General features: G+C 69.8%; 13 protein-coding genes. 6 read left to right on the top strand and 7 right to left on the bottom strand.

What is annotated here, in order from left to right; translation table 11 throughout:
- The first annotated feature begins 26 nt into the window (after positions 1 to 26).
- A complete protein-coding gene (locus tag ACO2RJ_RS10820; RefSeq protein WP_423268018.1) occupies positions 27 to 2,054 on the top strand; it encodes a beta strand repeat-containing protein in 2,028 nt (675 codons plus the stop codon).
- A 215-nt stretch (positions 2,055 to 2,269) separates the two neighbouring features.
- Positions 2,270 to 3,316: a cell wall hydrolase gene (locus ACO2RJ_RS10815; RefSeq protein WP_423268016.1), complete on the top strand. Its 1,047-nt coding sequence runs from the start codon at positions 2,270 to 2,272 to the stop codon at positions 3,314 to 3,316.
- A 19-nt stretch (positions 3,317 to 3,335) separates the two neighbouring features.
- Here ACO2RJ_RS10815 and ACO2RJ_RS10810 read toward each other — a convergent pair whose 3' ends face one another.
- The 5 genes from ACO2RJ_RS10810 to ACO2RJ_RS10790 all read right to left on the bottom strand — a co-directional run bounded on the left by ACO2RJ_RS10810 (position 3,336) and on the right by ACO2RJ_RS10790 (position 8,899).
- Positions 3,336 to 4,247 (bottom strand): L,D-transpeptidase family protein, encoded by a 912-nt coding sequence (locus ACO2RJ_RS10810; protein ID WP_423268014.1) that lies wholly within the window; start codon positions 4,245 to 4,247, stop codon positions 3,336 to 3,338.
- A gap of 128 nt (positions 4,248 to 4,375) precedes the next feature.
- A complete protein-coding gene (locus tag ACO2RJ_RS10805; RefSeq protein ID WP_423268958.1) occupies positions 4,376 to 5,362 on the bottom strand; it encodes a 2-hydroxy-3-oxopropionate reductase in 987 nt (328 codons plus the stop codon).
- Positions 5,363 to 6,022, bottom strand: coding sequence for a DUF6064 family protein (locus ACO2RJ_RS10800; protein WP_423268012.1), 660 nt, complete (start codon positions 6,020 to 6,022; stop codon positions 5,363 to 5,365). It abuts the gene before it with no gap.
- Entirely contained in the window at positions 6,022 to 6,942 is a 921-nt protein-coding gene (locus tag ACO2RJ_RS10795; protein ID WP_423268011.1) for an aldo/keto reductase, read from the bottom strand. The genes ACO2RJ_RS10800 and ACO2RJ_RS10795 overlap by 1 nt, the downstream gene beginning before the upstream one ends.
- A gap of 82 nt (positions 6,943 to 7,024) precedes the next feature.
- Positions 7,025 to 8,899 (bottom strand): sigma-54-dependent Fis family transcriptional regulator, encoded by a 1,875-nt coding sequence (locus tag ACO2RJ_RS10790; protein WP_423268010.1) that lies wholly within the window; start codon positions 8,897 to 8,899, stop codon positions 7,025 to 7,027.
- A 273-nt stretch (positions 8,900 to 9,172) separates the two neighbouring features.
- On the opposite strand from ACO2RJ_RS10790, the gene adh reads away from it, so the two are divergent.
- The 3 genes from adh (at position 9,173) to ACO2RJ_RS10775 (ending at position 12,193) form a co-directional block, all read left to right on the top strand.
- On the top strand, positions 9,173 to 10,693 hold the full coding sequence (gene adh / locus ACO2RJ_RS10785) for an aldehyde dehydrogenase (RefSeq protein ID WP_423268009.1): 1,521 nt from the start codon (positions 9,173 to 9,175) through the stop codon (positions 10,691 to 10,693).
- A gap of 65 nt (positions 10,694 to 10,758) precedes the next feature.
- Positions 10,759 to 11,076: an RNA polymerase sigma factor region1.1 domain-containing protein gene (locus ACO2RJ_RS10780; protein WP_423268008.1), complete on the top strand. Its 318-nt coding sequence runs from the start codon at positions 10,759 to 10,761 to the stop codon at positions 11,074 to 11,076.
- A gap of 181 nt (positions 11,077 to 11,257) precedes the next feature.
- On the top strand, positions 11,258 to 12,193 hold the full coding sequence (locus ACO2RJ_RS10775) for an alpha/beta hydrolase (protein WP_423268007.1): 936 nt from the start codon (positions 11,258 to 11,260) through the stop codon (positions 12,191 to 12,193).
- Positions 12,194 to 12,212: 19 nt separating this feature from the next.
- Here the strand turns inward: ACO2RJ_RS10775 and ACO2RJ_RS10770 are convergent, their stop codons facing one another.
- Positions 12,213 to 13,106 carry a LysR family transcriptional regulator gene (locus ACO2RJ_RS10770; RefSeq protein ID WP_423268006.1) on the bottom strand — a complete coding sequence of 298 codons (894 nt, stop codon included), beginning with the start codon at positions 13,104 to 13,106 and terminating at the stop codon, positions 12,213 to 12,215.
- Between the two features lie 96 nt (positions 13,107 to 13,202).
- On the opposite strand from ACO2RJ_RS10770, the gene ACO2RJ_RS10765 reads away from it, so the two are divergent.
- The gene (locus ACO2RJ_RS10765) at positions 13,203 to 14,198 is read left to right on the top strand and encodes an aldo/keto reductase (protein WP_423268005.1); all 996 of its coding nucleotides are present in this window, start codon (positions 13,203 to 13,205) and stop codon (positions 14,196 to 14,198) included.
- 16 nt (positions 14,199 to 14,214) lie between these two features.
- Here ACO2RJ_RS10765 and ACO2RJ_RS10760 read toward each other — a convergent pair whose 3' ends face one another.
- Positions 14,215 to 14,694 (bottom strand): hypothetical protein, encoded by a 480-nt coding sequence (locus tag ACO2RJ_RS10760; protein ID WP_423268004.1) that lies wholly within the window; start codon positions 14,692 to 14,694, stop codon positions 14,215 to 14,217.
- Positions 14,695 to 14,705 lie beyond the last annotated feature (11 nt).

The following is a 14,705-nucleotide window of genomic DNA, read 5'->3' as shown; positions in this document are numbered from 1 at the left end:
GACGACAACAAGGGGAGAGCACGGACGTGGCTGTCATCAACGGCACCATCCTCAACGACTTCATCCATCGCGCCGGAGACGGCAGGACGCCGCCTCAAGGCGCGGTCGAGAACGACGGCGTCACCGCCGGCCCGGACACGATCACGGGCGGACTGGGCGACGACACGATCTTCGGAGACGGCGGCGACGACGTGGCGAATGTCGACCTAACGCTCGACGGCGCCGACGAGGTCGACCTCGGCGACGGGATGGACAGGGTGAACGTCGACGCCATGGCGTCGACCAATGTGCGCCTGACCTTCACAAGTTCTGAGGTGGGAAACGGCCTGGCGACCGACGGCGGCGCCATGACGAACCAGGACGGCGGACTCGCCGTGCGCATGCAGGGTGAAATCACCGGCGTTCCGAGCGGACCCGTCGGCCGCTACGACGACGAGGGCGTCACCTTCGTCGGCGGCGCAGGCGTCACCTTCGACGTGCGCGACCTCGTGTCGGGCGTGGCGCGCGGCGAGCAGTTCGAAGTCGTGACGCTCGGAACGAGCGCGGCCGACACGCTGGACGCGGTCCAGTCGGCCCGCCCCTATTACATCAATGGCGGCCAGGGCGCCGACACGATCACCGACGGCTCGGCGAACGACTTCCTCGTCGGCGGCGCGGGCGATGACACGCTGACGGCGACGATGGGCGACGACAGCTTCATCGGCGGCGGCGGAAACGACGTCATCGCCGGCGGCGCGGGCTCGGACGTGGCGACGGTCAACGTGGCGACGGACGGGGCCGACCGGATCGATCTCGGGGCCGACGGCGACGTCGTCAACGTCGCGACCGCCACTGGCGCGACTACCAATGTGCGCCTGTTCTTCACCTCCTCCGAGGTAGGCAACGGTTCGGCGACCGACTCGGACACGATGGCCAAGCAGGACGGCGGACTCGCCGTGCGCATGCAGGCCGAGAACGCCGACGGCTTTCGCACCGGGCCCGTCACCCGGGTCGACGACGAGGGCGTGACCTTCGTGGCCGGCGCGGGCGTGACGTTCGACGTGCGCGACCTGGTCTCCGGCGCCCAGCGCGGCGAGGCGTTCGAAGTCGTGACGCTTGGAACGAGCGGGGCGGACGCGCTGACGGCCGTCCAGTCGGCGCGTCCGTACTACATCAACGCCGGACAGGGCGCAGACACCCTCACCGGCGGTTCGGGCGACGACTTTCTCGTCGGCGGCGCCGGCGCGGACATGATGTCGGGGCTTAACGGCGACGACAGCTACATCGTCGACAACGCCGGCGACGCGATCCTCGAAGGGCTCGGCGGCGGCGACGATCGCGTGCTGAGCTCGGTCAGCTTCTCGCTCGGCGGGCAGAACCTCGAGGATCTCACGCTGATGGGGACCTCGGCGATCAACGGCGTCGGCAATTCGCTCGACAACGTGCTTGTCGGCAACGCCGCCAGCAACGTGCTGAGCGGCCGCGTGGGCGCGGACACCATGGACGGCGGCGCCGGCAACGACGTCTTCGTCGTCGACGATGCCGGCGACGTGGTGATGGAGGCCGCGGGCGGCGGGATCGATCTGGTGCGAAGCCTGGTCGACTTTTCCGGGACGGGCGCGAACATCGAGAAGATCGCGCTCATCGGAACGGACGACGTCGACGCCGCCGGCAATTCGCTCGCGAACCGGATCATAGGCAACTCCGGCGACAACGCGATCAACGGCCGGCTCGGCGCGGACGTCCTCACCGGCGGCGCCGGCGCGGACACTTTCGTGTTCTCCTCGCCGCTCGGCCGGCCCAACATCGACCGCGTCACCGACTTCGGAAACGGCGACGACGGCTTCCTGCTCGACCGCGCCGCCTTCGCCGGACTTGATCTAGGCTCGCTCGACGAAGACGCGTTCACGGTCGGTCGGGCGGCGTCCGATGCCGAAGACCGGATCGTCTACAACAGCCAGAGCGGCGCGCTGATCTTCGACCGGGACGGCTCCGGCTCCCGGTTCGACGGCGTGAAATTCGCGCAGCTCGACGCCGGACTCACGCTGCGCGCGGACGATTTCTTCGTGGTCTGATCCGACGGATCTGACTCAATTCAGGGCCGGCGCTCGCGCGAGCGCCGGCCCTTCTTCATCTTACTTCCGTTCATTTCCGACGGGCCGCGACGATGGCCGGGCCCAAAACGACGGCGCATTAACCATTTGATAACGCCCTGGGGTTTGTTTACCCATCGGTAACGGTCGTCTCAGCCTTCGGGCGAACGGCCCGGGAACGGGGGACTATCGCCGGGATGACGGGACAACGCTTCATCCGCGCGGGCGCCGCTTCGGCGCTGGCTTTGCTCGCCGCAGGCTGCGCTCAAAAGCAGGCGGCCACGCTCGGGCCGGTCGCGAAGGTGAGCTACACCTCGGCCGATCGGGACTGCATGGCGCGGGCGATGTATTTCGAATCCCACCGCAGCGCCGACGAGGGCATGCTCGCGGTCGGAACGGTGGTGGCCAACCGGCTCAAATCCGGGCGCTACGGGGCGAGCGTCTGCGACGTCGTCGGCCAGAAGGGCCAGTTCGCGCCGGGCGTCATGACGCGCTCGATGGACGACGCCGGCGCCGAGCGGGCCCGCAAGACGGCCGAGGCCGTGCTGTCCGGCAAGCGCCACCCGGGCGTGCGGGACGCGATGTTCTTCCACACCGCGGGTCTACGGTTCCGCTACCCGAACATGCATTACGTGCTGGTCGCCGGCGGCAACGCTTTCTACGAGAAGCGCGAGACCGACGACAATCCGGCGATGGCGCGCGACAACGCCAAGTCGCGCGCGCTGGCGCTGGCTTATGCGCGCGTCGACCCGACGGGCGCCGCGAAGCCGATCGTGCTCGCCTCCGCCGAACCGCTGCCGCCCCTGTTGCCGCGAGACGCGGCGCCGTCACGGATCGCACAGCCTGTAGCGGCTCCCGTCGTGACCGCCTCCATCGCGACGGCGAGGCCGGAGACGTCGACCGCGTCTGTCGTCTCCGCCGCATCGGCCGTTCCCGTGCCGCAACCGCGGACAGCCGAACCGGCCGCACGCAGCGAACTCGCGGCGGTCGAGCCGCAGGCGCAGAAGCCCGGGGCGCTGCAGCGTCTGGCCGCCGATATGGCGGATCGGCCTGCGGCTTCGGACAAACCCAAGCGCACCATCAGCGTCGACGCCAAGCCGGTGCTTGCCTCCGCAGCGCCTATCGCGCGCGATCCCGAGCCTCAGGCGGCGCCGGCGCGGGGATCCCTCCTGTCGCCCACAGCCCGGGCCTGGTCGAGCTTCTCGTCAGACTCGGCCGGCTTCGCGCTGAACGAGACCCGCTGACCGCTATGTCCGGCCGGCGTCACTCGGTCGGCGCCGGCGCGCTGGCGTAGGCTTCGTTCGCCTCGTAGGGCATCTCTTGCTGGCCGGCGCCGTAGATCGGCTCCGGCGACGCCATTTGCGCGTCATACCCTTGCGCGGCCTGCCGCCGGGCGATCTCGGCCGCCGCCTCGCAGATCTCGGCGTCGCTCGCCTGGGCCCAGCGCGGATTGGTGGTGAAGTAATAGCGGCCGGGGCAGGCCGCGACACGGGGCGGCCGTCCGCGATTGGCGAAGCGGTCGTGGCCCTTCTTCAGCATCCTCCAGAACGGCATGTTCGGATCGTCGGCGTGGCGGGCCATGTTCTCTTCCGTCATCCGGAAGGGGAAGGCCTGGAACGGGATCGACTCCTGGCCGGAGAGCAGCGCCTCGCGCACGAGGCCGTAGATCTCCTCCATCCGCTTGTGGGTCATGGCGTAGCAGCCGACCGAATTGCAGCCGCCATGCACCATCAGATTGCTGCCCGTGCGGCCGAGCGAGCGGTCATAGGCGTTGGGAAAGCCCACATTGAAGGCGAGGTGGTTGCGCGAGTAGGGGTTCAGGCTGCTCCTGCCGATGGAGTAGAAGCCCTCGGGCGCCTGCCGGTCGCCTTCGCGCTGCTTCGGCCCGAGGGCCCCCGAGAATTTGCAGATCGGGTAGCTGCGCAGCAGGCCGTATTCGCCGGTGCGCTCCTGCTTCCAGACCTCGAGCACAGCCTCTTCCTTGAAGACGCGGATGAGGATCGGCGCCGCGCGCGGCATGTCGAGCTGCTTCATCAGGCTGACGGTCGCGACCGAGACCGAGCCGGTCTTCACCCTGCGCGTCTGATTGCCGGAAGAGCAGCCGGCGAGCGCCAGCGCGGCGAGCGTGAGGAGGACAAGGCCGAACGGCCTCGCCGACAGCGACGACGCACTCATATCGTCGGTCCAGTTCTGTTTACGCAACACAGACCGTCGAAACGCGACGGCCAGCCCTCAAAAGGGAGCCGGCCGCCAGTCTTGGCCGAATTCGATAACGCGGCGTTAAGCGCTGGATTTTCGGCGACTCACGCCTTCGCCACCTCGTGCCCGCCCATGATTTCGAGCGCGCGCACCAGGGCGGAATGGTCCCAGCCCGCGCCGCCATTGCCGACGCAGGCGGAGAACAGCTGCTGGGTGACGGCCGTCGCCGGCAGGCTGAGGCCGAGCGACCGCGCGCTCTCCAAAGCGAGGTTCAGGTCCTTCTGGTGGAGCGCGATCCGGAAGCCGGGATCGAAGGTGCGCTTGATCATCCGCTCGCCATGCAGCTCGAGGATGCGCGAGGTCGCGAGGCCGCCGGTCAGCGCCTGTCTCACCTTCGCTGGGTCCGCGCCGGCCTTCGAGGCGAACAGCAGCCCTTCCGCGACCGCGCCGATCGTCAGCGCCACCACGATCTGGTTCGCGACCTTCGCCACCTGGCCGGAGCCGACCGGGCCGACATGGGTGATGTTCTTGCCCATCAGCTCGAACAGCGGACGGATGGCCGCGACCGAGTCCTCCGTCCCGCCGACCATGATGGAGAGCGCCGCGTTCTTCGCGCCGACCTCGCCGCCCGAGACGGGCGCGTCGATATAATCCGCTCCCGTTGCCGCGACCCGCTCGGAAAAGGCGCGGGTCTCGATTGGCGAGATCGAGCTCATGTCGACGACCGTTTGGCCGGCCGACAGCCCTTCGGCCACGCCGTCAGGCCCGAACAGGACCGCCGCGACGTCCGGCGTGTCCGGCAGCATCAGAATGACGACGTCGGATTTCTCGGCGAGCTCCCTGGCCGTCGCGCACGCGACGCCGCCGGCCGCGACGAGCTCCTCCGGCACGGAGCGGCGGGATTTGAGGAACAGCGTGTGGCCGCCCGCGATGAGATGCCCGGCCATGGGCTTGCCCATGATGCCGAGACCGATGAAGCCGACGTTCATGTGGGTCTCCTGGTTCCAAAACTCTGCGGCGCGGCCTGTTGCGTGCTTGGAAACGGCCCTTCGGGCCTCCTCAGCATGAGGGAAGGAGGAGACGCCCGCCAGCTAGCGCCGGGTCACGGCCGCGAGGCCGGCCAGCGCCGCGGCCAGGAGAGCGAACGCGTCCGGCGCGCCCATCGTCCACAACGTCATGGCGCTGAAAAGGCACCAGGCGAGCGGGATCGTCGCCAGCGTGAGCCGCCGCCGCGACCCGCCCACCAGCGCAACGACCCCGAGCGCCGCTATGGCCGTCGGATCCGCGGTGACGCCGACGGCCTCGCTCGACGTCAGGCCCCGGCCGGCGGCAAGCGCGACGCCGGGGTAGGCGAGGGCGAGGATAAGCAGCGCGCCCCCGAGAGCGGTCCTCAGGCGGTCCGTCGGCTCCGGCCCTCGCCGGCGCGCGAACGCCGCTCCAAAGAGCAGCGCCCCGCCGCCGGCGCCGTAAAGGGGCGCGGCGTAGGCGATCGCCCAATTGATCGACGCGTAGCGCGCCCACAGAAAGCTCCACGCCACGAACAGCATGGCGATGCCTGCCGCCGCGAGGCCCGCCCGCGCCGTCGTCGGAGAGGGCCGCAGCAGCATCGCCCCGGTCAGCGCCGCGCCGAGCGCGACGAAGAGCGGCGGCAGCGGCCAGAGCGCGGCGTTGTGCGCGGCGACCAGCCGCCAGTAGACCCGCGGCGAGAACATCAGGAAGTCGGACGGCGCGTAGGTCCACCACTCCGACATCAGGCGTCGGCGACGGCGGCGGCGATCCTGGCGCGCAAGCCCTCGTCGGGCATGGGGCCGGCGGCGGCGGCGAGGTTCTCGCGGACATGCGCCGGATCGGACGTCGCCGGGATGGCGCAGGTCACGGCCGGGTGCGAGACGATGTGCTTGAGGATCAGCTGCGCCCAGCTCGTCGCCCCGAGCTCGGCGGCGAAACCGGGCAGTGGCGCGCCCGCAAGCGCTTCCGTCAGGTCGCCCTGCCGGAACGGCCGGTTGGCGATCACCGCGATGCCGCGCTCGCGCGCCAGAGGCAGGATGCGCGCCTCCGCCTCGCGGTCCAGCGGGTTGTAGGTGATCTGGACGAAGTCGAGCGGCTTGGCCGCCATGATCTTCGCGACGTCGCCGTGTCGCCGGCCCTCCGAGGTCGTGATCCCGACATAGCGCAGGCGGCCCTCGGCTTTCATCGCGAACAGCGTGTCGAGATTGGCCTCCCACGCGAGCAGATTGTGAACCTGCAGCAGATCGAACGACGGCACGCCCCAGAACGTTCGCGTGGTTTCGATCTGCGCCGGACCGCCCGAGCTCGTCCAGACCTTCTCGGCGGAGAAAAGCGCGGCCGGGCGGTTCAGAGCCTTCAGGCCATGGCCGATCGTGGTCTGCGACGAGCCGTACATCGGCGAGCAGTCGATCATCCGGCCGCCGCCGTCGAAAAACGCCTTCATCACCTCCGTGCAGCTCTTCAGCAAAGCGGCGTCGTCGCCGACGTTGAAGGTGATCCAGGTGCCGAGACCGATCGCCGGGATGGCCTCGCCAGTCGAGGGGATGGTTTTCGGCGACGGGACGGCGGCCGCCGCCGGGCGGGGAAAACTGGCGACCGCGCCGGCGGCGGCGAGGCCTGCGATCACGGATCTTCGGTTCGGGTCAGCGCTCTTTCGGCTCATGAACGGGAGACTAGCGCGAAGGTCGTTCAAGGGGAGCCGCCGCTCGCGCAGGCGTGTTCGAGGGGGCGGGCGTTGCCGGCCGTCAGCGCGCGCGGCGCGACAGCGCGCGTCGATAGAGCGTGCTGCGGCTGACGCCCAGCCGGCGGGCCGCTTCCGCGACGTTGCCGCCGGAGGCCTCGATCGCGGCGCGCATCGCACCGACGGCGAGCGCCTCGAGATTGCCCTCCGCGTTCGGCGCCGCGCCCGCCTGGAGCGGAGCGATCGTGGCGGGAAGCAGCTCCGGGCCGATCGCCTCGCCCGGATCTGACAGCGCGATCAGCGCCTTTAGGACTCCGACCAGTTCGCGGTGGTTGCCCGGCCAGTCGTGCCGCCGCAGTCGATCCAGCGTGGCGAGGGACAGCGTGCGGCCGCCGCGCGGCAGCCCGCGCCAGATCGCCTCGATCACGGAGCCGCGGTCAGCGTGCTCCCGCAGCGCCGGCAAGGCGAAGGTGAACTGCGCAAGCCGGAAATAGAGATCGGAGCGGAAACCGCCGTCGGCGGACATCGAGACGAGATCGCGGTGGGTCGCGCAGATGATGCGGATATCGAGCGGCGCCGGTCGGCCGCCGCCCAGCGGCTGCACCGCGCGCTCCTGGACCACCCGGAGCAGTCGCGCCTGCAATGTGAGCGGCATGTCGCCGATCTCGTCGAGGAACAGCACGCCGCCGTCGGCTTCGCGCAGCAGGCCGCGCGAGCCGGCCTTGCGGGCGCCGGTGAAGGCGCCGTGCTCGTAGCCGAACAGCTCGGATTCGATGAGACCCTCCGGCAACGCCGCGCAATTCACCGCAACGAAGGGCGATGTCGCGCGCGATCCCGCGGCATGGACGGCGCGGGCGAACATCTCCTTGCCCGACCCGGTCTCGCCGCGGATCAGGATCGGCACGTCGCCTTCGACGAGCCGCACCGCGCGCCGAAGGCTGGCCTCGGTCGCCGCGTCGAACACCGGGCCCTCGAGCTGTCGCGCGGGAGGCGCCGACGCAGCCGCCGGGTCGGAGAGCGGAGAGACCGACCTCGCTCCCGGAACCGCGATCGCCGGCTTGCGCATCCGCGCGTGCAGCGAGGCGCCCGAGCGGGTGACGAGCCGGCCGTCGGCCGCCGCGCGCGGTCGCCCGTCGAACAGATCGCCGAAGGAGCGGGCGCCGAGCGCGTTCCAGTCGAGGCCGAGAAGCTTCAGCCCGTGGCGGTTGGCGGCGACCAGGCGCGCGCCTTCGAAGACCAGCACGCCCTCGCGGGCCGTGCCGAGGAGATCGCGGTCGGCGTGCAGGCGCACCACGTCGCAGCTTTCGAAGCCGTCAGCGAACATGCGGTGCTCGATCTGGTCGACGCCCATGCGCACCAGCGACAGCGCGTGCGACAGGGCGATTTCGGCGCGGCCGGAGAAGTCCAGGGCGCCGACCATGGCGCCCCGCGGATCGAGGATCGGGGCGGCCGCGCAGCTCAGGATGCGATGCGGCTCGAAATAATGCTCGGCGCCGCGCACCTCCACCGCGCGCCGCTCGACCAGCGCGGTGCCGATCGCGTTGGTGCCGGTGGAGGCCTCCGCCCAGCGCACGCCGGGACGGAGCGCGACGCCCGCGGCCTTGCCCGCGAAGCTCGCGTCGCCGACGGCGTCCAGCACGAAGCCTGCGCCGTCCGTCAGGATGGCGAGCCCGCCGGTGTCGCGCGCCTCGATGGTCAGCGCCTCGAGCTCCGGCCGGCACAGCCGGATCAGCCGCTCGTTGCGCTCGTGGAGCTCGCGCAGCTCGATCGGTCCGACAGGCTCGATCGCGGGCCGGACATGGCTGTCGAAGCCGCGCTCGGCGCAGCGGCGCCACGACCGCAGGATCGTCGGCGGAACCAGTCCGGTCGACGTGTCGTTGCGCTCGAAGAAATCATGGCGCGCTTTGACGACGTCGGCGCGCGGACCGTTCGGGTCCATCGAAGAGTGTCCAGCCAGTCCGCCCGCCTGTCGCACCATGCGACAGGTGTCGCAGCGTTCATGTCGCAGCTGACGACAGTCTTTCACAGCGTGCGCGGCGGCGTCCAGACCTTGCACGGCGGCCGCCCGCCGGTCTCGAAACCATCCAAGCCGCCGCAACCACTTACCGCGCCGCAGCATGAACTTTGGTTTATGCCCTCGGACTTGGCACGAAGGCTGCGCTAGTGGGCGCAGGTCAACGAGATCCCGACCGGGACCGACTGGGAGAGCGCGATGAACAAGCCCGAACGCATGGAAGCCTTCGCCAAGGCCCCCTTCAAGGAGCGCTACGACAACTTCATCGGCGGGCGCTTTGTCGCCCCCGTCGGAGGGCGCTATTTCGAAAACACCAGCCCGATCACCGGCCAGAAGATCTGCGAGATCGCGCGGTCGCAGAAGGAGGATGTCGAGCTCGCCCTCGACGCCGCCCATAAGGCGAAGGACGCCTGGGGCCGCACCTCGGTCGCGGAGCGCGCGGCGATGCTGCTCAAGATCGCCGACGTCATGGAGGACAATCTCGAGCTGATCGCGACCGCCGAGACGTGGGACAACGGCAAGCCGATCCGCGAGACCATGGCGGCCGACATTCCGCTCGCGATCGACCACTGGCGCTACTTCGCGGGTTGCGTCCGCGCGCAGGAGGGCTCGCTCTCCGAGATCGACCACGACACGGTCGCCTACCATTTCCATGAGCCGCTCGGCGTCGTCGGCCAGATCATCCCGTGGAACTTCCCGATCCTGATGGCGGTCTGGAAGCTCGCGCCGGCGCTCGCGGCCGGCAACTGCGTCGTGCTGAAGCCGGCCGAGCAGACGCCGGCCTCGATCATGGTGCTGATGGAGCTGATCGGCGACATCCTGCCCGAGGGCGTGCTCAACGTCGTCAACGGCTTCGGCCTCGAGGCCGGCAAGCCGCTCGCCTCCTCGAACCGGATCGCCAAGATCGCCTTCACCGGCGAGACCACGACCGGCCGCCTGATCATGCAGTATGCGTCGCAGAACCTGATCCCGGTCACGCTGGAGCTCGGCGGCAAGTCGCCGAACGTGTTCTTCGCCGACGTGATGGCCGAGGACGACGACTTCTTCGACAAGGCGATCGAAGGCTTCGTGATGTTCGCGCTGAACCAGGGCGAGGTCTGCACCTGCCCGAGCCGCGCGCTCGTTCAGGAGTCGATCTACGACAAGTTCATCGAGCGGGCGATCGCCCGGGTGAACGCGATCAAGCTCGGCTCGCCGCTCGACCCGCAGACCATGGTCGGCGCCCAGGCGTCCGGCGAGCAGCTCGAGAAGATCCTGAGCTACATCGACATCGGCAAGCAGGAAGGCGCCGAAGTGCTCGCCGGCGGCGGCCGGAACGAGCTTGAGGGCGAACTCGGCGGCGGCTTCTACGTCAAGCCGACGGTGTTCAAGGGCCACAACAAGATGCGGATCTTCCAGGAGGAGATCTTCGGCCCCGTGCTGTCGGTCGCGACCTTCAAGGACGAGGAGGACGCGATGGCGCAGGCCAACGACACGCTCTACGGCCTCGGCGCCGGCGTCTGGACCCGCGACGGCACCCGGGCCTACCGCTTCGGCCGCGGCATCCAGGCCGGCCGGGTCTGGACCAACTGCTACCACGCCTACCCGGCCCACGCGGCCTTCGGCGGCTACAAGCAGTCCGGCATCGGGCGCGAGACCCACAAGATGATGCTCGACCACTACCAGCAGACCAAGAACATGCTGGTCAGCTACAGCGCCAAGAAGCTCGGGTTCTTCTGAGGGCGGCGAACGTACGAACGACTGGAAAGGGGCGGCTTTGCCGCCCCTTTTGCGTTGGGCAGGGGATGGCGGAAGGCTTCGAAGACGCCATTTTGGCGTCTATGGACCGCTACGACCTTTCTCCAGACCTTCGAGAACGCCTTCGCCGCCTGGCGCTCGGCGCGACTTCGGAGGGCTTCGTGACATGCGAAGCGCTCGAGCAGGCCTTTGGTCCGCAAGAAATATCCGCATCCGTGCTCGAAGATGCGCTGGCCTATCTGAACGACCGAGGTCTTCGCGTCCTGAGCGAAAGCGAAATTGACGCGACGCCGCCTCCGCGCGGAACCGCGCTTCGAGTGGTCGGTTCGCATCCGCCGTCAAAGCCTTGGCCAGATCCGGCCTGACGCGGGTGGAAGACCAAGGACATGCTGTCAGCTCCAGCGCCAAGAAACTCGGGTTCTTCTGAGGCGTTCCTCCACAGGCGACTTCAGGGCGGCCTCCGGGCCGCCCTTTTTTCTGCGGGGATAGCGGTATCGCGGATGCGTCGCTGTCGCGGAGATGCGGCCCGCGCCGTATATCCTCGCTATGCCCTTCGCATTCGCGCCGTCGCGCCGCCTGATCTTCCGCTCCGCGCTGGTCGGACTGATCGCGTGCATCGGGCTCGCGCTTGGCGTCGTTGCGGTCGCCCTTCGCCTGTTTTCGCCCGAACCGGCCCACATCGGTGCGCCGCCCGCCGATCTCGCAGGCGCGGAGACGGTCGCGATTCCGTCTCGCTCTGGTTCCTCTCTGCGCGGCTGGTGGCTTTCCGGCCGAAAGGGGGCTGGCGCGGTCGTGCTCATGCACGGCGTTCGATCGAACCGGTTAAGTCTCGTGGCGCGCGCCCGGGTCCTGAGCCAAGCCGGCTACGGGGTCCTGCTCTTCGACTTCCAGGCGCACGGCGAAAGTCCGGGTCAGCACGTGACTTTCGGCCGCCTGGAATCGCTCGACGCGGCCGCTGCGGTCGGTTTCGTCCGGTCTCGGCTGCCGGATGAACGGGTCGCCGCCATCGGCCTGTCGCTGGGCGGCGCCGCGGCGTTGCTTGGACCGACGCCTCTCGCGGTCGACGCCCTCGTGCTCGAAGCGGTGTATCCCGACATCGGCGCCGCGGTGGCGAACCGTCTGGCCGCTCATCTCGGGCGGCCGGCCGGAATGGTCGTATCGGCTGTGGCGGCCCCGATCTGGCCGCTGGCGCTTGCAGTCTTTGTCGGCGTGCCGCCGGACGCGCTGCGGCCGATCGATCGCATTGGCGGCGTCGAGGTCCCGATCCTGATCGCTTCAGGCGTCGCCGACGACCGGACCACCATCGCCGAGACCCGCGCCCTGTTCGACCGCGCGACGGAGCCCAAGCGGCTTTGGGAAGTGGACGGCGCCGGCCATGTCGATCTGGAGCGACGCGATCCCGAAGCTTATTGGCGGATGGTTCTCCCCTTCCTGAGCGCGGCTCTGCGGCCGAATGCGCCGCCCCTCCAATCCTCCCGCTGATCCGTCAACGCAGTCTCCGTCAACCGCTCTTCACGAAATCCACGAACGCCCTGAGCGGCGGCGGCATGTGGCGGCGGCTCTGGTAGTAGAGCAGGGGGCCGGAGAACTCCTGCCACCAGTCTTCAAGCACCGGGACCAGCGCGCCGCTTGCGAGGTCGCGCGCCAGCGCCTCCTCGAAATGGCCGATGATCCCGAGCCCCGCGATCGCGGCCGCGATCTGCATCTCGAAGGTTGAGGCGACCAGCGGCCCCTCAGGCGGCACGCGGATGACCGCGCCGTCACGCTCGAACTCCCAGATCGCGAGCGCCTTGCTGCCGACGAAGCGGTGGCCGATCCGCGCGTGACGCAGCAGGTCGTGCGGGTGCGCGGGCGTCCCGCGCTCCGCGACGTAGGACGGCGCCGCCGCCATCACGAAGCGCTGGCGACGCGGGCCGATCGGGACCGCGATCATGTCGAGCGCCAGGCGCTCCTCGTAACGGACCCCGGCGTCGCAGCCCTCCGCCAGGACGTCGACGAAGCTGTCCTGCGCCGTCACGTCCATTCGCACGCCGGGATGACGCTTCAGGAACGCCGTCGCGATCGGCGGCAGGACGTGCCGCGCCACAAAGGTCGGCACGTTCAGGCGCAGCGTGCCCGTCGGCCGCGCAGGGTCCCCCGACGCCCCGTCAAGCGCGGCCGCGATCTCGGCGAGCGCGGGGCGCACGCGGTCGACCAGACGCGCGCCAGCCTCAGTCAGCGCGACGCTCCGCGTGGTGCGGTTGAGCAGGCGGGCGCCGACCGCCTCCTCGAGCCGCCGGACGGCCTCGCTCAGGGCCGACGCGGAGACGGTGCGTCGCTGCGCGGCCGCCCGGAAGCCCCCGGCATCCGCCACGGCGACGAGATGGGCGGCGTCGTTGAGGTTGAACTCCGACATTGTTCCGAATCCCGCACGGTCCGTACGTTGAAAGCGGGATTATCGCACAGCCGGCCCCGGCCCACATCGGCTCCAGACCACACGCAGGAGGATTGGATGAACACGCGCAAGCTCGGACGGACCGGACCGGGGACCTCGGCGCTCGGCCTCGGCTGCATGGGAATGTCGGGCGCCTACGGCCCGTCCGACCGGGCGGAGAGCGTGGCCACGATCCACGCCGCCCTCGACGCCGGCGTCACGCTGCTCGACACCGGCGACTTCTACGGCATGGGCCACAACGAGCTGCTGCTCGCCGAGGCGCTGAAGGGCCGGCCGCGCGACAGCTACCAGCTCAGCGTCAAGTTCGGCGCGCTGCGCGGGCCGGACCAGTCGTGGCTCGGCTTCGACGGCCGCCCGGAGGCGGTGAAGACCTTCCTGGCCTATTCGCTGAACCGGCTCGGGGTCGACCATCTCGACGTCTACCGCCCGGCGCGGCTCGATCCGAACGTGCCGATCGAGGACACGGTGGGCGCGATCGCGGACATGGTGAAGGCCGGCTATGTCCGCCACATCGGCCTGTCGGAGGTCGGCGCCGACACGCTGCGGCGCGCGGCGGCCGTGCACCCGATCGCGGATCTCCAGATCGAATATTCCCTGATCTCGCGGGGACCTGAGGACAAGATCCTGCCCGCGGCCCGCGAGCTCGGCGTGGCGATCACGGCCTATGGCGTGCTGTCGCGCGGCCTGCTCAGCGGAAACTGGGACCGGTCGAAGACGGGAGAGGGGGATTGGCGCAGCCACAGTCCGCGCTTCCAGGGCGCCAATCTCGACGCCAACCTTGCGCTGGCCGACGCGCTGAAGGTCGTCGCGGACGCGAAGGGGGCGAGCGTCGCCCAGGTCGCGATCGCCTGGGTCGCGGCGCAAGGGGACGACATCGTGCCGGTCATCGGCGCGCGCCGGCGCGACCGGCTGGCCGAAGCCCTCGGCGCGGGCGATCTTGCTCTCGGACCCGACGATCTCGCGGCGATCGAGCGCGCCGTCCCGAAGGGCGCCGCCGCCGGCGATCGCTACGCAACGGCGCAGATGGCCATGCTCGACAGCGAAAAGCCCTGAAGGCGGGGCCGATGACCTAAGGCTCTTCGGCCGCTTGAGCCGCGGGCGCGACGGTCGGCTGGACCGGCGACAGCCGGCCGGCGATCCCGCATTCGATGCTGACCGTCCCGGACGAACCGTTCGACGCGTAAAGCACGATCCTCGGCCGGCCCAGAGCGGAGATCGCGACCGGGCCGGAGCCGAGCTGGGCGGTGAACGTCCGGCCGTTCGGGTTGCTGATCGGGGTGAGGCCGAGAAAGAAGATCCCGTCGTTCTTGTCCGACTGAAGCTGAACGTGGCTCACGGTGGCGGTGCGGGACGAAAGGTACACCCGGCACGAGGCGTGGTTGACGGTCAGCGTCCGGTCGGCGCCGACCCGCGGGAACGCCGCCTCGCAGACGAGCCCCCCGCTGCAGGCCTTGTAGACGCTGCGCTGGTAGTACTGGCTCGGCAGCGCCGCCGCGGGCTGCGCCGTGACGGCGGCGACGAGCAGAAGGCCTGAGATCGCGCCGCGCATGCCGTTGCCTC

This window comes from Hansschlegelia sp. KR7-227 (genome assembly GCF_049446035.1).
Taxonomy (GTDB): Bacteria; Pseudomonadota; Alphaproteobacteria; order Rhizobiales; family Methylopilaceae; genus Methylopila.
This window is presented reverse-complemented; position numbering and strand designations above follow the sequence as displayed.